Here is a 21,440-nt window from a genome sequence, read left to right on the forward strand (position 1 = left end):
GTCCAGCCGGTGACCCACACTATCTCAGCCGTTTGCGAGGACGCTTCTGAATACCCCAGACGTGGTCGTAGTGACTTTCGACTCTGGTGTGCCGCGCGCGCTGCGTGGGCTGACGGTCAGCGCCCCCGACGACGTCGAGACCACCCTGGCCGCCGCGCGCCGGGTGGTGGTGGTCGGCGGTGACGCCGACCTGGCGTCGGTGCTGACCCGGCTGATGCGGGCCGAGCGACTGGACGTCGAGGTGGCGTACGTGCCCAGGCGTCGAACGCCGGCAACCCGGGCCTATCGCCTTCCGTCCGGACGCCGGGCGGCCCGCCGGGCGCTGCGCGGGTCAGGCCTCCGGGTACCGCTGATTCGCGACGAGACCGGGTCGGTGATCGTCGGGTCGGCCGTCTGGCGTCCGGCTGATGATCAGCCGCTGCTGCACGGCGAGGCCGTCGTCGACGACGAGGTGCTGTTCGACGGCGATGTCACCGGGGTGACGGTCGAGCCGACGGCGGCGCTGCCCGGGCTGCGGGCGCGGGTGTCCGGGAGCCGGCGCTGGTTGGTCGGCCGCGCGGCGCAGCTCGGTGGGCCCGCGGTGGTGGTGGTTCGCGACGGGGTGCCTGGGTTGCGGGCGGCGCGCCGGTCGACGATCTACCGGAACACGGAGGGGTGGCTTGCCGTCCGGTGACGAACGCCGCGAGGCGTGCGGAGCCGGCGTGTCGATTCCTTCCGGTAGCTTCGTCGAGTGAGCGCCCGTGACTTGCACCAGTCGGTGCGGCCCAGTCCGATCTTCCTGGCCATCGTCGGTGTAACGATTCTCGGCGGCGGTCTGGCCTACTGGGTGGGCGACGAGGTGGGTCCTTTGGCCTACGCCTCGGTCTTTGTTCTCGTGATCGCCGGCTGGGTCGTGTCGCTGTGCCTGCACGAGTTCGGACATGCCTTCACCGCCTGGCGATGCGGCGACCGCGACATCGCGCTGCGCGGCTACCTCGACCTCGATCCGCGGCGCTACGTCAGCCCGGTGTGGTCGATCCTGGTGCCGATCGCGATCACCGCGATCGGCGGGATCGGCCTGCCGGGAGCGGCGGTGTATGTGCGGATGTCGTACATGTCCGCCAAGCAGCGCACGTTGGTCAGCCTGGCCGGGCCCGCCGCGAACCTCGTGCTGGCTGTGCTGCTGCTCGCGGCGACCAACCTGTTCTTCGACCCGAAGCACACAGTGCTGTGGGCGGGGATCGCGTTCCTCGGATTCCTGCAGATCACTGCGCTGCTGCTGAACCTGCTGCCGATTCCCGGCCTGGACGGCTACAACGCGTTAGAGCCGCACCTGAGCCCGGAGACGCAGCGGGCGCTCGAGCAGTTCAAGCCGTACGGCTTTCTGCTGCTGTTCCTGCTGCTGCTCGCGCCGCCGCTGAACCAGTTGTTCTTCGGTCTGGTCGACAGCGTCTTCGAATTGTCCGGGGTTCCGCGACTGCTGTGGCAGGCCGGCGCCGGGCTGACGCAGTTCTGGCGGCGCTGACCGTTCCGGGCGTATCACCGGCCCGCTAGCGCGCACCCACCTTCCGGTAGTGATAGTCGCTGTCGCCGAACATCGCATCGATCGCCAGGATTCGCTTCAGGTAATGGCCGACCGCGATCTCGTCGGTCATTCCGACGCCGCCATGAATCTGGATCGCGCTTTCGGCGACCGCCCGACCGAGGCGGCCGACCTGCGCCTTCAGCAACGAGATGTCGCGCGCCTGTGCGCTGGCCGCTTCCACCAGCGCGGTGGTGTAAAGCAGCGTCGAACGGGCCTTCAGCAGGGCGATCTTCATGTCGGCAAGGCGGTGCGCCACCGCCTGGAACGTGGCGATCGGCACCCCGAACTGCTGCCGCGTTGCCGCGTAGGTGGCGGTTGTGTCCACCAGCGCACCCATGGCGCCGACGCCCTCGGCGGACAGCGTGAGGAGGGCTCCTTCAAGAATCCCGTCGATGGCCGTCGCCGCATCGGATGCGAGAAGAGTGACCGGCGCCGCGTCGAACGTACAGTTCGCGGCCTTGCGTCCGTCGATCGTGCGGTACGTCGTCAGCGACACCCCAGGGTCGTCGGGGGCCACCAGCACGATGCCCAGTTCACCCTCGCCGTGACCAGCGCCGAGCAGCCGGGCCGTCACCACCAAGACCTGCGCGTCTCCGCCGCCCAGCACCAGCCGCTTCTCACCGCTGAGCTGATAACCGTCCGGGCCGAGAACGGCGGTGGTGGCGATCCGCGACGGGTCGGCGGTCCCCCGCCCCTCTTCGTGAGCGAAGGCTCCGAGCGCTTCGCCGTCGGCGATCTTGGCCAGCCAGCTGCGCGCGGCGTCATTCCCGACGACCGTCGCGAGCGCGCGACCAGTCAGGATCACCGACGAAAGATAGGGCTCGCTCACCAGACGCTCACCGAAAATTTCGGCGACGGCGACGATGTCGGTCAGCGATCCGCCCAACCCGCCGACCTCCTCGGGGAAGGGCAGCGCAAGAAGGCCGAAGTCCCGAAGTTGTTGCCACACCTGCGCGGAGGTCCCGCGTTCGGAGCCGATGATGTCCTGCCGCTGGTCGAAGGCATAGGACCGGCTGAGGTACTGAGAGACACTTCGGCGCAGCATCGTCTGCTCGTCGGAGAAGGAGAAGTCCATCGGTCAGCTCCTGCCCGCGAACGGCAGGCTGCGCGCGATCAGGTCGCGCTGTACCTCGTTGGTCCCGGCGTAGATGGTGGTGGCACGCGAGTTCAGGTAGAAGGGCATGGCGACCAGGTCATGCTCGTCGCCCAGCGCGGGATGAGTGGCCCCGACAGCGAGCGCCTCGTGTTGCAACGGGAGCGACTCCAGACCGGCGACGCGCGTCATCAACACCGAGAGCTTCTGCGTCAGCTCGGTGCCCATCGTCTTCTTGACCGACGGGAACGCCGGGTCGTCGGCAACGGGATGCCCGCTGATCGCGAGTTTCTCGAAGTACTCGTACGACGCGACGTCGGCCTCGGCTTCGCCCAGGTCGCGTTGGAAGACCGAATCGTCGGCCAGCACACCACCGTTCGGCGCACTGGCGGTCGTGCTGGCGTCGCGGATCAAGCGCACCCGCCGACGTAGGAACGGGCCCTGCGCCGAACCGCCCCGCTCGTGTTTCAGGAGCTGCTTCGCGACGGTCCAGCCGTCGTTCTCCTCCCCTACCCGACCGGATTGCGGCACCCGCACATCGTCGAAGAACACTTCGCACTGCTCGGGAAGGCCGTCGAGACCGACGATCGGGCGGATGGTCATACCCGGGTAGTCGGTCCGGTCGAGCAGCAGAAAAGTGATGCCCCGCTGCTTCTTTCCCTCGGTGCTGGTGCGAACCAGCATGAACATCCGATTGGACCGGTGGGCCAGCGTCGTCCAGATCTTGCTGCCGTTGATGACGTAGTCGTCACCGTCGGCGACCGCGGAGCAGGTGAGCGACGCGAGGTCCGAGCCGGAGTTGGGTTCGGAATATCCCTGCGTCCAATAGTCCTCGGCCGCAAGAATTCTCGGCAGATACTTGGCCTGCTGTTCGGCCGTGCCGAGTTCCATCAGGAGCGGGCCCACCATCTGCAGACAATTCGGCAGCAGCGGCGGCAGGTCCCGTGCGCAGTATTCCTCAGCAAAGATGAACCGCTGTTCGACCGACCAGCCGGGTCCACCGAATTCGACCGGCCACGCCGGGGCGGCCCAGCCTTGTCGATGCAAAATGCGCTGCCATTCCATCACCTCGTCGAACGGTGCGAAGGCACTGGTCGTCTTGCGGCCGGCCTCGCGGATCGCGGCGGTTGGCGCGGTATCCAGAAACGCCGCCACTTCCTGCCGGAATGCGTCCAGTTCAGGGGAGAATTCGACGTGCACGGACGTCAGCCCCGCTTTCCTGCAAAGGCGGCCGCATCGTCGCGCCGCACCAATGAGCCCATTCGATCCTTCTCGCGCCGCCATCGACGACCCGCGGCTCTTGACACCTGTCTAGTTCGATCGACTGAACTACAGGCGCCCTGCCCTGTCAATGGCGCCGACGAAGTCCCGCCGACCAGCGACCGTCCTTGCAATACATGCGTAACGACGCATATATTGCGAACCATGGGTGCCGGCCACGATCACGCGAACCCGGGCACACCCGTGCCCCGGCTCGCCATCGCCACCGCCTTGCTCGGCGGGTTCTTTGCCGTCGAGCTGACGACCGCGTTGCTGATCGGCTCCATCTCCCTGCTGGCCGACGCTGGCCACATCCTGACCGATGTCGCGGCCACGTTCATGGGCTTGTGCGCGGTGATCCTCGCCCGGCGCGGCAGCACGTCACCGTCGCGCACCTACGGCTGGCATCGCGCCGAGGTGTTCACTGCCGTCGCCAACGCCGTCCTGCTGATCGGCGTGGCCACGCTGATCCTGCGTGAAGCGATCGGGCGAATCGGTCAGGCACCCGAGGTGCCGGGCGTTCCGATGGTCGTCGTCGCCCTGACCGGGCTGGCCACCAACGCCGCGGTCGCGCTGCTGCTGCGCTCGCACTCGTCGCAGAGCCTGGCCGTCAAGGGCGCCTACATGGAGGTCATCGCCGACACCGTCGGGAGCATCGGCGTGTTGATCGCCGGCCTGGTCACCATCACCACCCACTGGCCCTACGCCGACGTCGTGGTCGCCGTCCTGGTCGCGCTGTGGGTGCTGCCGCGGGCGCTGTCACTGGCCGCCGGCGCGCTGCGGATCCTGTCCGAAGCCTCGCCCAGCCACATCGACGTCGACGACCTGCGAGCCGCGCTGGCGGCGGTTGACGGGGTGAGCGAGGTCCACGATCTGCACGTCTGGACCCTGGTGCCCGGCAAAGACATGGTGACCGCCCACCTGGCCAGCTGTGACACCTCGGCGCGGGTGCTGCGCGAGGCTCAGGCCGTGCTGGCCGCGCGTGGCCTCGACCACGCGACGATTCAGATCGAACCGCCGGACGGCACCGCCGAGTGCGCGCCCGACTTCTAGCTCAGGCCGAGCCCCTCGCGGGCGGCCGGGTCGCAGTCGTCGAGCAGATCCAGGCAGCGGGCTTGTTCGTCGGTCTCACCGATCGCGTCGGCGGCGCGGGCCAGCGCGGCCACACAGCGCAGGAAGCCACGATTGGGCTCGTGCGCGAACGGGACCGGGCCGAAACCCTTCCAGCCGTTGCGGCGCAACTGATCCAGGCCGCGGTGATAGCCGGTGCGCGCGTAGGCGTAGGCGGTGATCGCCTTGTCGTCGGCCAGAGCGTCCTCGGCCAGTTCGGCCCACGCGATCGAGGCCGATGGATGCGCCGCGGCGACCGCGGTCGGATTGTCGCCGGCCTCCAGTTGGGCCTCGGCTTCCGGGTCACCGGGCAACAAGATCGGATCGGGTCCCAACAGATCATGCATCGGCGTCATGCGCCTCATTGTGCCGTGCGACGCGACAGCGGGTGCCGTGACACCGGTGACCGGGGTCGGGTCGCTAAGCTCCAATAGGTATTTCGACACCGAAGGGGACAGCTGCGCCTATGCCCAATCCATCAGGGTCGGACCCCGACGCCACCGATCACGACGCCACCCAGGACGCGGCGCGATCCGAGGCCGATACCGCTGTCGAACCGACGGCCGGCGCCGACGAGAAGACGACGGAAAGCCCACGCACCGCGGACCCCGCAACCGAGGTGATCGACCCGGCCGGACTGGAGCAGCAACAGCCGCCGGCTCCGCAGCTTCAGCCCGGTGAACGCCGCTACACCGCCCCGGGATTCGACGCCAAGGAAACCGCGATCATCGACGCGGCCAGCGATCCTGCCACCGAGGTGTTCGCCCAGGGCCGGGCGCCGGTAGGTGGCCAGCCCGGCGCGAGACCCGCTACGCCGCAACTGATTCCGCCCCGCCTGGGATCGAAGTTCCGGCCATCGGGCCAACGGAGCTGGGGCTGGGTGCTGGCGCTGATCCTGATCATCCTGGCGCTGGCGGCAGTCGCGGTGTTAGGCACTGTCCTGCTGACCCGCAATGACCGGAAGGCCAACGCGTCGCGGGAAGACCAGGTACGCAGCACTATTCAGAATTTCGACGCCGCCGTGCAGACCGGCGACCTGACCAAGCTGCGCAGCCTCACCTGCGGAAGCATGCGCGACGACTACGTCAACTACAACCAGCGTGAGTGGAGCGACACCTATCACCGGGTGGCCGCAGCGAAGCAGTATCCCGTCGTCGCCGACATCGACCAGGTGGTGGTGGACGGAGACCACGCCGAAGCCAACGTCACCGCGTTCATGGCGTACGCGCCGCAGACCCGCTCGACGCGCAGCTTCGACCTGCAGTACCGCGACGACCAGTGGAAGATCTGCGAATCCAGCTCTGGCTGAATCTGATTCAGCCCGGCAGTGACTAGGAGACCGACTTGCCGTTGCAGTGCAAGTCGTTGCAGGCCTCGATCACCCGCTCGGTCATCGCCGCTTCGGCCTTCTTGAGGTAGCTGCGCGGGTCGTAGACCTTCTTGTTGCCCACCTCGCCGTCGACCTTGAGCACGCCGTCGTAGTTGGTGAACATGTGCGCGGCCAGCGGCCGGGTGAAGGCGTACTGGGTGTCGGTGTCGACGTTCATCTTCACCACGCCGTAGCGCAGCGCTTCTTCGATCTCCGACTTCGCCGAACCCGAGCCGCCGTGGAAGACGAAGTCGAACGGCTGCGAGCCGTCCGGCAGCCCCAGCTTGGCGGCGGCCACTTTCTGGCCCTGGTCGAGGATGTCGGGGCGAAGCTTGACGTTGCCCGGCTTGTAGACGCCGTGGACGTTGCCGAAGGTCGCGGCCAGCAGGTAGTGGCCGTGCTCGCCGTGCCCCAGAGCGTCGATCGTCTTCTCGAAGTCTTCGGGGGTGGTGTAGAGCTTGTCGTTGATCTCGGCCTCGACGCCGTCTTCCTCGCCGCCCACCACGCCGATCTCGACCTCCAGGACGATCTTGGCGGCGGCGGCCAGCTTGAGCAGCTCCTGGGCGATCTCGAGGTTCTCGTCGATCGGGACCGCCGAGCCGTCCCACATGTGCGACTGGAACAGCGGGTTACGGCCATTGGCCACCCGCTCGGCTGAGATCGCCAGCAGCGGCCGCACGTAGGTGTCCAGCTTGTCCTTCGGACAGTGGTCGGTGTGCAGGGCCACGTTGATCGGGTATCTCTCGGCGACGACATGGGTGAACTCGGCCAGCGCGACCGCGCCGGTGACCATGTCTTTGATCCCGAGGCCCGAACCGAACTCCGCACCACCGGTGGAGAACTGGATGATGCCGTCACTACCCGCGTCGGCGAATCCCTTCAGCGCGGCGTTGACGGTCTCGGATGACGTGCAGTTGATCGCCGGGAAGGCGTACTCGTTCTCCTTGGCACGCTTGAGCATCTCCGCGTAGACGTCTGGCGTTGCGATGGGCATGCGGCTTCCTTCCTGACGTGTCGCATCAGTATCGCAATACCTTCGGCGGGTCCGCAGCCCGCCCGGTCATGGCCGACCCGAACCGCCGGTATCTTGAACACCGTGATCACCTCTGTGGTGGCAATGCCCAACATCCTCGACCCGATGTACTGGATCGGTCCCCAGGGTTTGTTCGCATCAGCCGTGCTGCCGACAATCCTGGCCATCGTCTTCGTCGAAACCGGTCTGCTGTTTCCGCTGCTGCCGGGTGAATCCCTGCTGTTCACCGGTGGTCTGCTGGCTGCGCACGGCACACTGGACATCTGGGTGCTGGCCCCGGCCGTGGCGCTGACCGCGATTCTCGGCGACCAGACCGGATACTTCATCGGGCGTCGCATCGGGCCGGCGTTGTTCAAGAAAGAAGACTCGCGCTTCTTCAAGCAGCACCACGTGACCGAGTCGCACGCCTTCTTCGAGAAGTACGGGCCCGCGGCGATCATCCTGGCCCGGTTCATGCCGTTCGTGCGGACCTTCACCCCGGTGGTCGCCGGAGTGTCGTACATGCGCTACCCGGTCTACCTGGCCTTCGACGTCGTCGGCGGGGTGCTGTGGGGTGGCGGGGTGACGATCGCCGGATACTTCCTGGGCAACATCCCGTTCATCCACGAAAACCTGGAGAAGATCGTCCTCGGCATCCTGTTCGTGTCGATGTTGCCGGCGTTCATCGCCACCGGCCGGGCCTACCTGAAACGCAAGCGGGCGGCGCGCGACGAGCAGGACCAGCTGACAGTCGCGGAGTGAACCGCCGCACGGCCCTGCGCGCGGGGCTGCTGTGCGTGGGAACCCTGACCGCCGGATGTACCCGTCGCGGCGGCGCACCGACCCCCTCGGACCATGAGGCGTTGGCGGCGCTCGAGAAGCAGCTGCCGGGCCGCCTGGGAGTGTGCGCCCTCGACACCGGGTCGCCGGCGAGCCTGCGCTACCGCGCCGACGAGCGGTTCCTGATGTGCTCGACGGCGAAGACTCTCGCCGTCGCGGCCGTTCTGCAGCACAGCGCACGCCGGCCTGGGCTGCTGGGTGAGGTGATCCGCTACGGGAAGGCTGACGTGCTGGAGTGGGCCCCGGTGACCGCGAAGCACGTCGAGACCGGGATGACCGTGGACGCCCTGTGCGACGCGGCGATCACGGTGAGCGACAACACCGCGGCCAACCTGCTGGTAGGCCTGCTCGGTGGCCCGGCTGCGGTCACGACGTTCGCCCGGTACCTCGGCGACCATGTCACCCGGGTCGACCGACTCGAGCCCGATCTCAATGTGACTGCGCCAGGCGATATTCGGGATACGTCGACGCCCGAGCAGATGGCGCGGAACCTGCGAACGCTGGTCCTCGGTGACCCGCTGCCGCCCGCGCAGCGCACCCGGTTCGCCGATCTCCTAAAGGCCAACACCACCGGCGGCAAGACGATCCGGGCCGGGCTGCCCCGGCAGTGGGTGGTCGGAGACAAAACCGGGTCGGGGGCACAGGGGGAATGCAACGACCTCGCGATCGCCTGGCCGCCGGGTCGCGCGCCGATCGTCGTCGCCGTCTACACCGCGCCCGACGATCCGCACCTGCCGGAGGATCGGGCGCGGGAGATCATCGCGCGGGCGGCCACGATCGCCGCGTCGGCGCTGGCGCCGGCCGGCGGCTGAAGCTAGGCCGTGCGGAAGCCCATCGCCACCCCGTTCATGCAGTAACGCAGCCCGGTCGGTTGCGGTCCGTCGTTGAAGACGTGGCCGAGGTGGCCGCCGCAGCGGCTACACAGGACCTCGGTGCGCGCCATCCCCGCGCTGTCGTCCTGCTGCTCGAGGACGGCGTTGCCGAGGACCCGGTAGAAGCTGGGCCACCCGGTGCCGCTGTCGAACTTCGTGCTCGACGCAAACAGGTCTTGGCCGCACCCCGCGCAGGTGAACGTGCCGGAGCGGTGCTCGTCGTTGAGTGGGCTGCTGTAGGGCCGCTCGGTGCCCGCCTTGCGGAGCACGTCGTAGGCCGCCGGTGAGAGCATCCGGCGCCATTCATCGTCGCTGTGGCTGACCTCGAACGTCTTCGCCGGTGTCCGCGGCGCACCCGACGCGGTGCAGGCCAGCACCGATCCGGTGGCTGCGAGCGCACCCGCTACGGCGGTGCCGAACAAAATCTGGCGCCGGTTGAGGACCGGCCTGTGCGATGTGGTCACCTTTTCCACCATAGCCATCCGTGGCGATCAGACGGCGACGGTGAAATCGCACCCGGTCTTGGCGCGCACGTCGGCGACGGTGACGCCGGGGTGCAGTTCGATCAGCGTGAGGCCGTCCTCGGGCACGACGTCGAAGACGCACAGGTCGGTGATGATCATGTCCACCACCGCCTTGCCGGTGACGGGCAGTGAGCACTGCTTGAGGATCTTCGGGCTGCCGTCCTTGGCGGTGTGGTCCATCACGACGATCACCCGCTTGACACCGGACACCAAATCCATTGCGCCACCGGGGCCTTTGACCATTTTGCCGGGCACCATCCAGTTGGCCAGGTCACCGTTCTCGGCGACCTCGAGACCGCCCAGGATGGACAGGTCGATGTGGCCGCCGCGGATCATCGCGAACGAATCGGCGCTGCTGAAGAAGCTCGACCCGGGCAGGCTGGTGACGGTCTGCTTGCCGGCATTGACGAGGTCGGGGTCGACCGCGTCTTCACCCGGGTAGGCGCCGATGCCGAGCAGACCGTTCTCGGACTGCAGCGTGACGGTGATGTCGTCGGGAATGTAGTTGGCCACCAAGGTCGGAATGCCGATACCCAGGTTGACGTAGTAACCGTCGCGCAGCTCCTTGGCGGCGCGCTGAGCCATCACTTCGCGGATCGGGCTGTCCTTCTTGACCGCAGCGCCCCCGGTGGTGGTGCGGAACTCGATGCGCTTCTCGTAGGAGGGGCCTTCGATGATCCGGTCGACGTAGATTCCGGGGGTGTGGATCAGGTCGGGGTCCAGCTCGCCGACCTCGACGAGTTCTTCCACCTCGGCGATGGTCACGGTGCCGCACGTAGCGATCATCGGGTTGAAGTTGCGCGCGGTCTTGCGGTAGATCAAGTTGCCGGCCTTATCGCCCTTCCACGCCTTGACGATGGCCACGTCGGCCCGAATACCTTCTTCGAGAACGTATTCCGTTCCGTCGAAGACCCGGGTGTCCTTGCCCTCGGCCAGGTTCGTGCCGAACGCGGTGCGGGTGTAAAAGCCGGGGATCCCCGCTCCCCCGGCACGTAACTTCTCCGCGAGTGTCCCCTGCGGCGTCAGCACCAGATCGAGTTCACCGGCCAGCACCTGGCGCTCGAACTCCTTGTTCTCACCCACATAGGAAGCGATCACCTTGTTCACCTGACGCGCCTTGAGCAGCAGACCCATGCCGAAATCGTCGACGCCGGCATTGTTTCCAACGATGGTGAGATCCTTGATGCCGCTGTCCACGAGGGCCTGGATCAAATTCTCCGGGATGCCGCACAGGCCGAAACCGCCTGCGGCGATGGTGATTCCGTCCTTCAACAGCCCATCCCAGGCCGACACGGCATCGGCGTGGACCTTACTCATTGCTCATCCCTTCATAGGCGGCGACGGCGTGGGCGGCTTCCATGAGTGTCCAACCGGACAGCTGGACGGACAGATCGCGCTCGGGGATCTCCGAGCCGTTCACCGCACCGCCGACGAACTGCGCCTGTTGACCGCCGGCCGCCGGCAGCTCGGCGGTGTCGTCCCACGACGGCCCGAACAGTGGCAGCCCCTCGACGGTCTGCCGGTTGTCCCAGGCCGCCTGCGCTGAGGTCAGCACGAGATGGCGGGCGGTCTCGCGGGCAGTGACGTCGTCGACCGAGTCGCCGGGCAGGGTGGTGGCCACGAAGGCGAGGTAGCGGGCGGTGATGCCGGCGAACAACCCGCCGTCTCCCCCGCCGGAGCCACGGATCACCCCGTTCGGGGCCATGTGCTCGGCGACCGCGGCGACCAGCCGATGCACCCGCGGCGCGTGCCGGTCGTCCTGGGTGCGCGCGGCCAGCTCGGTCTCCAGGCCGAGCACCACACCCTGGCAGTAGCTGTACTGCGCCCGGACCAGCGAACCGGCCTTGATGCCGTCGAACACCAGATGTGTCTCCGGGTCGATCAGCGTCTCGTCGAGCCAGTCCGCCATCTGCTGGGCGCGCCGCAGCCGATCGCCGTAGCGGGCCAGGAAGATTCCCGCCGGGCCGTTGGCCGGCGCGTTGAAGAACTGGTCCTGTTTGCGCCACGGGATACCGCCGCCGTCCTCCGGCACCCAGGAGTTGACCAGCTGATCGTTGAGCTTGCGCAGCCCGCCCGGACGCTCCACTCCCGCAATCCGCGCCGCGCGTTCCAGCGCGAGCGCCAGCCAGGCCATGTCGTCGTAGTACTTGTTGACCCAGGATCCGTTGTTACGCAGTCGATGTCCGCGGATTTGACGCGCGATCTTGACGCGGCGCTCCGGCTGCGGGTCGCGCAGCTCGGCGTCGACCAGGCAGTCCAGCAGGTGCGCCTGCCACCAGTAGTGCCAGCCGCCGAACCAGCGGTCCCGCCGGGCGGGCGGCCAGGCCACCACCCCGAGTTGGGTGCCGGGCAGCGCCCACAGCTTCTTCAGATGCCGACCAGCGACCGCGGCCTCCGCGCTGACCGCCCGGTTGACCCATACCTGATCCATGACTGCGATCCTGCCCTACCAGGCCTGTCCGAGGTCGGAGTGTTGACTGATCCAGGCATGCATGGCAATCCCGGCGGCGACGGCGACGTTGATGCTGCGCGTCGAGCCGAACTGGGCGATGGAGACGGTCAGAGCCGCGCCGTCGCGGGCGTCGTCGCTGATCCCGGGACCTTCCGAACCGAACAGCAGCAGGCAGTCCCGTGGCAACGTGGTCTGCTCCAGCCGGGCCGCACCCGGCACGATGTCGACGGCGACCACCGTCAGCCCCTTGCCGGTGGCGAAGGAGAGCAGCGCGGCGGTGTCCTCGTGGTGCTGGAGACGTTGATAGCGGTCGGTGACCATGGCCCCGCGCCGGTTCCACCGGCGGCGTCCGACGATGTGCACGGTGTCCACGGCGAACGCGTTGGCCGCCCGCACCACCCCGCCGATGTTGGCGTCCTGACCGAAGTTCTCGATCGCGACATGCAGCGGGTGCCGCCGGCCGTCGATGTCGGCGACGATCGCCTCCCTGGTCCAGTACCGGTAGGCGTCGACGACGTTGCGGGAGTCGCCGTCGCGCAGCAACTCCGGGTCGTACCGCGGGTCGTCGGGCAGCGGACCCGCCCACGGCCCGACACCGGCCACCGGCACACTCCACTCGGTGGGGCCGGGCTCGCTCATTTGACCGTCCAGACCGCGGCGTGCGTGCCGATGATCGAGACCGTCGCGTAGAGCAGCGCAGCGTTGAGCTCGCCCTGGGTGCACAGCGACGCGTTGACGTGCACCGAGTCCAGTGACGCCTCGGGCAGGATCAGCACCGACGAGCCGTACGCCGTGCAGGCCGGGTTCAGGCCGGGCGGAGGCAGTGTCGGCGAGACGAGCAGCATCATCGGCCCGCCGCGTGCCGCAGAGTCGTCGCGATACTTGGCGGCGATGGTGTCGGCCTGCAGGCCGAGCAGCATGTAGCCGCTGCCGTTGAAGGCGGCCGGATCGCCCAGCGCGTCCTTGTTCAGCTGAGTGCCGTCGGCCCGCCACGCCGCCACACTGGTGGTCCGCACCACCAGGCCGGTGTCGCTTTCCTTGGTCGGCAGCACCCCGACCGGGAACGCCGCCGCATAGGCCGCCGCGGTCTCTGCGATCCGATCGCGCGGGGAGTACAGATAGACGCCGCGGACGGCGGCTCGGTCCTTCATCGGGCCCAGGCACACCGTGCCTGCCATCCGCTTGTCCCTGGATTCGGAAAAAGATTGGACCACAAGGTTTTTCACACCGTCGCAGCTGCCGATGCCGACGGTCTCGATCGGATGTGCCAGCGCGCCGTACAACCCGAAACGGATGTCGCGCGGATCGGCATGGGGTTTGGCCGCGTCCGCCGGGGCGGCGTCGACGTCGACCAGCACATAGTCGTCCTGCCAGCGCAGGTTCGACACCGATGTGTTCCAGCCCAGCACTGCCAGCGACTCGCCGACCCGTGCGCTACCCGCACCGTAAACCTGTTGCCGGGAAGCCGAACTCGAGCATCCGGAGAGCAGCGCCAACGCCGCGATCGTCGCGAGGACAGTGCGCACGATGACTAACTCAGCCCGAGGTCCGCCAGCCCGAGCACGCTGCGGTATGGAATACCCTCGGCCTCGATGACTTCGGCGGCACCCGTGGCCCGGTCGACGACCGTCACCACGCCGATCACCTGCGCGCCGGCTTCCAGCACCGCATGCACCGCGGTCAGCGCCGACCCGCCGGTGGTGCTGGTGTCCTCGACTACCAGCACCCGCTGACCGGTGATGTCGGGGCCCTCGATAAGACGTTGCATGCCATGGGTTTTCACGGACTTGCGGACAACGAAGGCGTCGATCGGCCGGCCGGGCGCATGCATGACGGCAGTAGCCACCGGATCAGCGCCCAGGGTCAGCCCACCGACCGCGGCGTAGTCCCAATCGGCGGTCAGGTCGCGGACCAGGCGGCCGATCAGCGGGGCGGCCCGGTGGTGCAGGGTGGCCCGGCGCAGGTCGACGTAGTAGTCGGCCTCCTTGCCCGAGGACAGCGTGACGCGGCCGTGCACGACCGCCAATTGCGTGACCAGGTCCGCTAATTCAGCCTTCTCAGGTGCGGCCACGGCCCCGCCCGAAGACACTGGTCGCGGCGCGGGACAGCGTACGCGGCACCATCCGGGTGACGGTGGTGATCGCTTTGTACTGCAGGCCCGGAATGATGAGCACGTTGCCGCGGGCGACCTCGGCGAGGGTTTCCCGGACCACGTCGTCGACCTCCAACCACATGAACGACGGCAGCGAGGCCATGTCGATTCCGGCCCGGTCGTGAAACTCGGTGTGCACGTAGCCCGGGCACACCACATGGATGCCGACGCCGGTGCCGCGCAACCCGGCGGCCAGGCCTTCGGTGAACGACACCACGTATGCCTTGGACGCCGAGTAGGTGGAGCCCCGTCCCGAGAGCAGTCCCGCCACGCTCGAGACGTTGATGACGGTGCCGCGGCCGGCGTCGATCATCGCCGGCAGCGCGGCCCGGGTGAGCTGCATGACCGCGGTGACGTTGACATCGAGTTGACGTTGCAGCAGCGCGGGATCGGCGGTCCAGAATTCGCCGGATGTTCCCAGACCGGCGTTGTTGACCAGTACATCGACACCGGCGGCCACCCGCTCGGCGACGGCATCCCGGCCGGCGGCATCGGCCAGATCGGCGGGAAGCACCTCGACGTCGCGTCCGCCCTCGTCGGAGAGTTCGGCGGCCAGCGCCTCGAGACGCTCGACGTTTCGGGACACCAGCACCAGGTCATAGCCGTCGGCGGCATAGCGGCGGGCGAATCCTTCGCCGATACCGGATGTGGGCCCGGTGATCAGGGCGACGGGGCGAGGCACGGCGTCAGTGTACTGAGCGCGAATTCGTGGACGAGGCCCGTCTGGGTACCGCGGTGCCCGCCTCGGAGCGAATCACCACACCAATTCGCTACGAGGTGGGCACATCGATAGTCGCCACCGCGGGAGGTTGTTGTGGCAGATGTGAATTCAGCGTTGGTGGTGCGAGGCCTGGTGCCCGTTGCGTCCGGTCGGCGGGCGGCGGGTCTGCTCCTGACGAGCAGGCGGCGGGGTCGCGGCGGAGCGGGTGGTGGGTCCGCCTTCGCGGGACAACGCTTCCGGCGGCCGGGGTGTCTCGCTGCGCCCGGCCGGGGCCAGCGGACGGCTGGGCGAGACCTTGCGGCGGCTGGCGGCCTGCGGCGCACCGGCCGACCCCGTCGACTGGGGCACCGGCGGCAGGACCCGCAGCAAGTCGTTGAACTGACGCACGGTGCGCAGGCCTTCGTCCCACTGCGCCCGGGTGCTGCCGATCGGCATGCTGACCAGCGTCCAGTTCTCTTCGTTCCACATGATCTCGGCACAGTCGGGCGCGGTGTGCGCGAAGGTGACCATGCGGCGATCGCAGGCGCGCCGGGCTGCGTCGAGGTTCGTCGAATACACCATCCGCGGCCCGATCGCGCCGAGCAGCCAAATGTCGTTCTCCCGGGGCTCTTTGAGGCCCTTGAGCCGAACGTCGACGACGACATTGGTGCCGACCTTGCGGTGCAGGGCGATCACCGTGGCGACTTCCTCGATGTCGAAGATGAACACCGCCTCGCCCCGGATCTGGCCCAGCACGACGTTGTTGGCGGGGACGTTGCTGCCCACGGTCGACATCACGCCGCGCTTCCAGCGCTTGAGGATTTCGGTGGATTCCCGCTCGTAGTCGAATCCGTGTGAGCGCGCCCAGGAGTGGCGACGGCGGCCGCGGCCGCGACGTCGGTCGATGTCGACGTACAGCAGCACCGCTGCGCACACAAAGCACAGCGCCGAAAGCGTGAACCAGAGTGGAACCATCGCCTCGTAGCCTAGCGGCTGTCGGCCCTGAACGGAGAATGCCAGCAGGTCACAACAGAATTAAAGTTTGCCAGCGCTTCGGCGGCGATGACACCGCCGAAGCGCCGAGCACCCTCAGCCCAGCACCAGAGACTCACCGTCGGCGCTGACGTTGACCGGCACCACGTCGCCGTCGTGCACATCACCGGACAGCAGCATCTTCGCCAGCTGGTCACCGATGGCGTGTTGCACCAGCCGCCGCAGCGGGCGGGCGCCGTAGACCGGGTCGAACCCGCGCTTGGACAGCCACTCCTTGGCCGGCAGCGACACCTCCAGCTGGAGCCGTCGTTGCGCCAGCCGCTTGGCCAGCTGCTCGAGCTGGATGTCGACGATCCGGACCAATTCGTCGGGTTGCAAGCCGTCGAAGATCAGCACGTCGTCGAGCCGGTTGATGAACTCGGGCTTGAACGCCGAGCGCACCGCGGCCATCACCTGCTCCTCCGTGCCACCCGAACCGAGGTTGGACGTCAGGATCAGGATGGTGTTGCGGAAGTCGACCGTGCGGCCCTGCCCGTCGGTGAGCCGACCCTCGTCGAGAACCTGCAGCAACACGTCGAACACGTCCGGGTGGGCCTTTTCCACCTCGTCGAACAGCACGACGGTGTAGGGCCGTCGGCGGACCGCCTCGGTCAGCTGACCGCCCTGGTCGTAGCCGATGTAGCCGGGAGGAGCACCGACCAGGCGGGCCACCGAGTGCTTCTCGCCGTACTCGCTCATGTCGATGCGGACCATCGCCCGCTCGTCGTCGAACAGGAAGTCGGCCAGCGCCTTGGCCAGCTCGGTCTTGCCGACACCGGTGGGCCCCAGGAACAGGAATGAACCGGTCGGCCGGTTGGGGTCGGCGACCCCGGCCCGGGTCCTACGCACCGCGTCAGAAACTGCAGCCACCGCCTTGCGTTGCCCGACGACGCGCCGGCCCAGCTCGTCTTCCATCCGCAGCAGCTTGGCGGTCTCGCCTTCCAGCAGCCGCCCGGCCGGGATGCCGGTCCAGGCCGACACCACGTCGGCGATGTCGTCGGGGCCGACTTCCTCCTTGAGCATCACGTTTTCCCGGGCCGCAGCCTGCGGGACCGTGGCGTCGAGCTTTTTCTCGATCTCCGGGATGCGTCCGTAACGCAGCTCGGCGGCCTTGGCCAGGTCGCCGTCCCGCTCGGCCCGTTCGGATTCGCCACGCAGCGAGTCCAGCTGTTCTTTGAGCTCGCGGACGACGTCGATAGCGTTCTTCTCGTTCTGCCACCGGGTCGTCAGCTCGGCCAGCTTCTCCTTTTGGTCGGCCAGTTCGGAGCGCAACTTCTCCAGACGGTCGCGCGACGCGTCGTCTGATTCCTTGGCCAGCGCCATCTCTTCGATCTCGAGCCGACGCACCAGGCGCTCCACCTCGTCGACCTCCACCGGCCGCGAGTCGATCTCCATCTTCAACCGGCTGGCTGCCTCGTCGACCAGGTCGATCGCCTTGTCCGGCAGGAAGCGGGCGGTGATGTAGCGGTCGGACAGCGTCGCGGCCGCCACCAGTGCGGAGTCGGTGATGCGGACCCCGTGGTGTACCTCGTAGCGGTCTTTGAGCCCGCGCAGGATTCCGACGGTGTCCTCCACCGACGGCTCACCGACGAACACCTGCTGGAAGCGTCGCTCCAGCGCGGCATCCTTCTCGATGTACTTGCGGTACTCGTCGAGCGTGGTGGCTCCGACCAGCCGCAGTTCGCCGCGGGCCAGCATCGGCTTGATCATGTTGCCGGCGTCCATCGCACCCTCACCGGACGCGCCGGCGCCGACGATGGTGTGCATCTCGTCGATAAAGGTGATGATCTGCCCGGCGGAGTTCTTGATGTCGTCGAGCACGGCCTTGAGCCGTTCCTCGAATTCGCCACGGTATTTCGCGCCGGCCACCATCGAACCCAGGTCCAGGCTGACGACCGTCTTGTCGCGCAGGCTTTCGGGGACGTCCCCGTCGACGATGCGCTGGGCCAGACCCTCCACGATCGCGGTCTTGCCGACACCGGGTTCACCGATCAGCACCGGGTTGTTCTTGGTGCGACGGCTCAGCACCTGCACGACGCGACGAATCTCGTTGTCCCGCCCGATCACCGGGTCGAGCTTGCCTTCGCGGGCGCGCTCGGTCAGGTCGGTGGAGTACTTCTCCAGCGCCTGGTAGGTGGCCTCGGGGTCGGGGTTGGTGACGCGGGCGCTGCCGCGGACCTTGACGAACGCCTCGCGTAGCGCCTGCGGCGACGCGCCCTGACCGGTCAGCAGCTTGGCGACCTCGGAGTCGCCGGTGGCCAGACCGACCAGCAGGTGCTCGGTGGAGACGTACTCGTCGTCCATCTCGGTGGCCAACTGCTGCGCGGTGGTGATGGCCGCCAGCGATTCCCGTGAGAGCTGCGGTTGTGAGCTGGCGCCGCTGGCTTGCGGCAGCCGGTCCAGGATCCGCTGCGCTTCGGCGCGGACGGCAGCGGGCTCGACGCCGACAGCCTCCAGCAGCGGCGCGGCGATCCCGTCGTTCTGGGTGAGCAGGGCCAGCAGCAGGTGGGCCGGCCTGATCTCGGGGTTGCCGGCGGCGGTCGCCGCCTGCAGCGCCGACGTCAGCACCGCCTGCGTCTTGGTTGTCGGGTTGAAAGAGTCCACGACACCTCCGTTCTAGGTCACGACGGGCTCGCGGGCCCGCCAAAAATGCTTGTCGCGATGTTCAACGCCGTCAAGGTTGAGTCTGTTCCGCTCAACTCTAACCAATTTCCGGCAACCGCGCCGCCATGCGCCTACGTCGCGTGGGACCGGAAGGCCGCGTGCAGCTGCGGGCCGTCGAATCCACCGGGGGCCTGCCCGTACAGCGCGAACTGGAAGACCGCGACGCGGAAGATCTGGCTCAAGGTCGTCGAGACCACCGCCACGGCGAACATCGACAGCGCCGCCACGGCCAGCACGAGATAGCCGAGCAGCGGTTGTCCGCCGGTGAGCAGAAACATGACGGCGAACACGGCGACTGTCCCGAGCACGATGCTGAACCCCACTGTCACCAGGCCGATCGTGGCCGCACCGGTCGCACCCTCGCCCCAGCGGGCCTTGATCACGGCCGCCGAGTGTTGCAGCGACGTCAATGGGCCCGTGCCTTCCAACGCGATCACGGGCACGACGAAGAACGTCGCGATCCCCCACGCGGCGCCGACGATGCCGGCGGCGATCTTGCCCAGCAGTGGCACCCGGTTCTCGAACGCCCGCAACAACAGCCCGAACGTCGTGGACACCAACGTCCAGCCCAGGATCGGGCCGATCCGATGCGCCGCGGCCGCCAGTCCGTCGCGAACCCTGGTGTCCTCGCCGCGCATCGAGCGGACCGCGCACGCCGCCAGCGCCACATTGAAGAAGAGGGCGACGAACGTCGACGCGTACGCCGAAGCGATGCCGGCGGCGTAGATGACGGGGTCATTGCGCTCGACGATCTGATGGTCGAAGACGCCGCGCGAGATCAGCGCCGGCGTCCAGATCGACACCATCGCCAGGCTGGCGAAGATCGTCGACAGGACCGGGAACAGCGCCAGCGAGGCGTCGCCGCGCAGGATGTCCCAGCTCTGCCGGGTGAGCGCCCAGCCGCGTGACAACCTGTCCATCGATGCACCTCCGGCGTGCCCCCGAGCGTCGATCCTAGGGCGCGCCGGCTGTGCGGGAGCCGTGATCCGAACGACCCGCCCAGCCCTTCATTCGAACGTATGATCGATCAGTGGGTGACCTCGCGCCGATCGGATACAACGGGCAGCCGGTGCGCAATCCGTTCCGCGTCGTGCGCCCGCCGATCATCGTGCTCATCGACCTGACCGCGCTGTTTCCGCGCCAGCCGCACCGCAGCGGGCGGTACAACCCGAACGGCCTGCAGTTGCACAAGGTGGTCGAGGGTCAGCTGACCTGCTGGGGCATCTGCGAGCAGGGCGACTGGTGGGGGCTGGTGACCTACCCGATCGCCTACGGGGCCAAGCGCAAGATGGTCACGCACTGGGTTCCGGCGTGGACGCTCCGCAAAGGTCCGCCGCGGCGCGAAGGACCGTAACGCCAGGGAATTCCCGGTATCCCGCCGTCGAGTCGCCGTTTACTCTTCCTGTCACAGCCGCACCCCCGTCTCGGCTGCCTGAACAGAGACCCATGAACGCATCCATCACAGCCATCCGCATGCTCGCCGCGGTGACCGGCGTCGCGATCGCCCTGACCTCCGGCGGCTGCGCGACGCCGCGCGAGACGCCCGGCACGCGGTCCGCCGGCGTCACCATCGCCACCGGCACACCGCCGGGCTTTCGCGCGCAGCAGACGGTGGACATGTTGAACTCGGATTGGCCGATCGGACCGAAGAACGTCGCTACCCTGGCGGCGCCCAGTGCTGCCGGCGGCGTGCAGGCAGCCATGGAGAACCTCTGGTGGGACCGCCCGTTTTCGGTCACCGGAGTCGACTACAACGCAGGGCGCGCGGTGTTGCACCTGCGCAACTCGTTCGGCGCGCAGCAGAACATCGCCATCCACACCGACGACGCCGGCATGGTCGACCGTTTCGACGCCGAAGTCGTTGCACCCAAGATCAATTCGTGGGCCGAAGTGGACGCCGAGCTGGCCAAGTCACACGCTCGCTATTCGTATCAGGTCGCCAAGGTCGACGACGGGCGCTGTGAACGGGTTGCAGGTGTCAACACCGCCGAATCCTTGCCTCTCGCTTCAATTTTCAAGCTGTATGTGCTCTATGCCGTCGCCGAAGCGATCCGGGCCGGCACGCTGTCGTGGGATGAACAGCTGACCGTCACAGACCAATCCAGGGCGGTCGAATTCGCGACACTCGACGACCATCCGACCGGCTCGACGATCTCGGTGCTCGCCGCCGCGCAGATCATGATCGCGAAAAGCAGCAACATGGCCACCGACCTGCTGATCGACCGGGTCGGCACGGTCGCCGTCGAGCACGCCCTGGTCGCGGCCGGCCACCATGCCCCGCAGAGCATGACCCCGTTTCCGACCATGCATGAGTTGTTCACCATCGGCTGGGGCCGGCATGACCTGCGCCAGCAGTGGAAGGACGCCGCCGGTGCACCGGCGGACCGGGCACGATTGCTCGACGAGGTCAAATCGGTTCCCTACCAACCAGATCCGGGCCGTGGCCACACTCCGGCGTCGACATACGGCATCGAGTGGTACGGCAGCGCCGAGGACATCTGCCGAGTGCACTCCGCACTGCAGGCCGGTGCGGTCGGGGCGGCCGAGCCGGTGCGCCAGATCTTGTCGTCCACCCCGGGTATCGAACTCGACAGACAGCAGTGGCCCTACATCGGCACCAAGGGCGGAAACCTGCCCGGCGACCTGACTTTCAGCTGGTATGCCGTGAACCGATCCGGTCAGCCGTGGGTGGTCAGCTTCCAGTTGAGCTGGCCGCAGTTTCACGGTCCCGCCGCGGGCGCCTGGATCCTTTCGATCGCCAGGCAGGTGTTCGCGATGGCAGACAAGGCGTCCTAG

General features: G+C 67.8%; 22 protein-coding genes. 8 read left to right on the forward strand and 14 right to left on the reverse strand.

Features of this window, described 5'->3' with window-relative positions; all coding sequences use genetic code 11:
• Positions 1–61: 61 nt before the first annotated feature.
• Both ACZYW1_RS08865 and ACZYW1_RS08870 read left to right on the forward strand, forming a co-directional pair.
• Entirely contained in the window at positions 62–673 is a 612-nt protein-coding gene (locus tag ACZYW1_RS08865; RefSeq protein ID WP_463785012.1) for a peptidase M50, read from the forward strand.
• Positions 674–730: 57 nt separating this feature from the next.
• Complete coding sequence (locus tag ACZYW1_RS08870) at positions 731–1,504, forward strand: site-2 protease family protein (RefSeq protein ID WP_463785014.1); 774 nt, start codon at positions 731–733, stop codon at positions 1,502–1,504.
• Between the two features lie 25 nt (positions 1,505–1,529).
• Here ACZYW1_RS08870 and ACZYW1_RS08875 read toward each other — a convergent pair whose 3' ends face one another.
• Positions 1,530–2,639 (reverse strand): acyl-CoA dehydrogenase family protein, encoded by a 1,110-nt coding sequence (locus tag ACZYW1_RS08875; RefSeq protein ID WP_463785016.1) that lies wholly within the window; start codon positions 2,637–2,639, stop codon positions 1,530–1,532.
• 3 nt (positions 2,640–2,642) lie between these two features.
• Positions 2,643–3,857, reverse strand: coding sequence for an acyl-CoA dehydrogenase family protein (locus tag ACZYW1_RS08880; protein WP_463785019.1), 1,215 nt, complete (start codon positions 3,855–3,857; stop codon positions 2,643–2,645).
• Between the two features lie 225 nt (positions 3,858–4,082).
• Here ACZYW1_RS08880 and ACZYW1_RS08885 point away from each other — a divergent pair, with 225 nt between their 5' ends.
• The gene (locus tag ACZYW1_RS08885; protein WP_463785021.1) at positions 4,083–4,970 is read left to right on the forward strand and encodes a cation diffusion facilitator family transporter; all 888 of its coding nucleotides are present in this window, start codon (positions 4,083–4,085) and stop codon (positions 4,968–4,970) included.
• On the opposite strand, the gene ACZYW1_RS08890 is transcribed toward ACZYW1_RS08885, so the two are convergent.
• A complete protein-coding gene (locus ACZYW1_RS08890) occupies positions 4,967–5,383 on the reverse strand; it encodes a DUF3151 domain-containing protein (RefSeq protein ID WP_463785025.1) in 417 nt (138 codons plus the stop codon). The two genes, ACZYW1_RS08885 and ACZYW1_RS08890, sit on opposite strands and share 4 nt — an antisense overlap.
• 110 nt (positions 5,384–5,493) lie before the next feature.
• Here ACZYW1_RS08890 and ACZYW1_RS08895 point away from each other — a divergent pair, with 110 nt between their 5' ends.
• Positions 5,494–6,336 carry an Rv0361 family membrane protein gene (locus tag ACZYW1_RS08895; RefSeq protein WP_463785027.1) on the forward strand — a complete coding sequence of 281 codons (843 nt, stop codon included), beginning with the start codon at positions 5,494–5,496 and terminating at the stop codon, positions 6,334–6,336.
• A 22-nt stretch (positions 6,337–6,358) separates the two neighbouring features.
• Here the strand turns inward: ACZYW1_RS08895 and fbaA are convergent, their stop codons facing one another.
• Complete coding sequence (gene fbaA / locus ACZYW1_RS08900) at positions 6,359–7,390, reverse strand: class II fructose-bisphosphate aldolase (protein ID WP_463785029.1); 1,032 nt, start codon at positions 7,388–7,390, stop codon at positions 6,359–6,361.
• A gap of 102 nt (positions 7,391–7,492) precedes the next feature.
• On the opposite strand from fbaA, the gene ACZYW1_RS08905 reads away from it, so the two are divergent.
• Positions 7,493–8,170, forward strand: a complete 678-nt coding sequence (locus ACZYW1_RS08905; RefSeq protein ID WP_463785031.1) for a DedA family protein — start codon at positions 7,493–7,495, stop codon at positions 8,168–8,170.
• Entirely contained in the window at positions 8,167–9,060 is an 894-nt protein-coding gene (bla, locus tag ACZYW1_RS08910; protein WP_463785034.1) for a class A beta-lactamase, read from the forward strand. Before ACZYW1_RS08905 ends, bla begins: the two co-directional genes overlap by 4 nt.
• A 2-nt stretch (positions 9,061–9,062) precedes the next feature.
• On the opposite strand, the gene msrB is transcribed toward bla, so the two are convergent.
• The 10 genes from msrB to ACZYW1_RS08960 all read right to left on the reverse strand — a co-directional run bounded on the left by msrB (position 9,063) and on the right by ACZYW1_RS08960 (position 19,564).
• Complete coding sequence (gene msrB / locus ACZYW1_RS08915; protein WP_463785036.1) at positions 9,063–9,584, reverse strand: peptide-methionine (R)-S-oxide reductase MsrB; 522 nt, start codon at positions 9,582–9,584, stop codon at positions 9,063–9,065.
• Between the two features lie 27 nt (positions 9,585–9,611).
• Positions 9,612–10,961 carry a 3-oxoacid CoA-transferase gene (locus tag ACZYW1_RS08920; RefSeq protein ID WP_463785039.1) on the reverse strand — a complete coding sequence of 450 codons (1,350 nt, stop codon included), beginning with the start codon at positions 10,959–10,961 and terminating at the stop codon, positions 9,612–9,614.
• Positions 10,954–12,075: a glycoside hydrolase family 76 protein gene (locus ACZYW1_RS08925; RefSeq protein WP_463785041.1), complete on the reverse strand. Its 1,122-nt coding sequence runs from the start codon at positions 12,073–12,075 to the stop codon at positions 10,954–10,956. Before ACZYW1_RS08925 ends, ACZYW1_RS08920 begins: the two co-directional genes overlap by 8 nt.
• A 15-nt stretch (positions 12,076–12,090) precedes the next feature.
• The gene (locus ACZYW1_RS08930) at positions 12,091–12,735 is read right to left on the reverse strand and encodes a TrmH family RNA methyltransferase (protein WP_463785043.1); all 645 of its coding nucleotides are present in this window, start codon (positions 12,733–12,735) and stop codon (positions 12,091–12,093) included.
• A complete protein-coding gene (locus ACZYW1_RS08935) occupies positions 12,732–13,622 on the reverse strand; it encodes a hypothetical protein (protein WP_463785046.1) in 891 nt (296 codons plus the stop codon). The genes ACZYW1_RS08930 and ACZYW1_RS08935 overlap by 4 nt, the downstream gene beginning before the upstream one ends.
• A gap of 5 nt (positions 13,623–13,627) precedes the next feature.
• Entirely contained in the window at positions 13,628–14,167 is a 540-nt protein-coding gene (gene pyrE, locus ACZYW1_RS08940) for an orotate phosphoribosyltransferase (RefSeq protein WP_463785048.1), read from the reverse strand.
• Complete coding sequence (locus tag ACZYW1_RS08945) at positions 14,154–14,930, reverse strand: SDR family NAD(P)-dependent oxidoreductase (protein ID WP_463785050.1); 777 nt, start codon at positions 14,928–14,930, stop codon at positions 14,154–14,156. The genes pyrE and ACZYW1_RS08945 overlap by 14 nt, the downstream gene beginning before the upstream one ends.
• Before the next feature lie 147 nt (positions 14,931–15,077).
• Entirely contained in the window at positions 15,078–15,923 is an 846-nt protein-coding gene (ttfA, locus tag ACZYW1_RS08950; RefSeq protein WP_463785052.1) for a trehalose monomycolate transport factor TtfA, read from the reverse strand.
• Between the two features lie 114 nt (positions 15,924–16,037).
• Positions 16,038–18,584, reverse strand: coding sequence for an ATP-dependent chaperone ClpB (gene clpB / locus ACZYW1_RS08955; protein ID WP_463785053.1), 2,547 nt, complete (start codon positions 18,582–18,584; stop codon positions 16,038–16,040).
• Positions 18,585–18,715: 131 nt separating this feature from the next.
• Positions 18,716–19,564 (reverse strand): DUF6159 family protein, encoded by an 849-nt coding sequence (locus tag ACZYW1_RS08960; RefSeq protein ID WP_463785055.1) that lies wholly within the window; start codon positions 19,562–19,564, stop codon positions 18,716–18,718.
• A 110-nt stretch (positions 19,565–19,674) separates the two neighbouring features.
• Between ACZYW1_RS08960 and ACZYW1_RS08965 the strand changes: the two genes are divergently transcribed.
• On the forward strand, positions 19,675–19,998 hold the full coding sequence (locus tag ACZYW1_RS08965; protein WP_463785056.1) for a hypothetical protein: 324 nt from the start codon (positions 19,675–19,677) through the stop codon (positions 19,996–19,998).
• Positions 19,999–20,090: 92 nt separating this feature from the next.
• Positions 20,091–21,440 carry a serine hydrolase gene (locus ACZYW1_RS08970; RefSeq protein WP_463785058.1) on the forward strand — a complete coding sequence of 450 codons (1,350 nt, stop codon included), beginning with the start codon at positions 20,091–20,093 and terminating at the stop codon, positions 21,438–21,440.

Source organism: Mycobacterium sp. IDUB_36 (genome assembly GCF_055419225.1).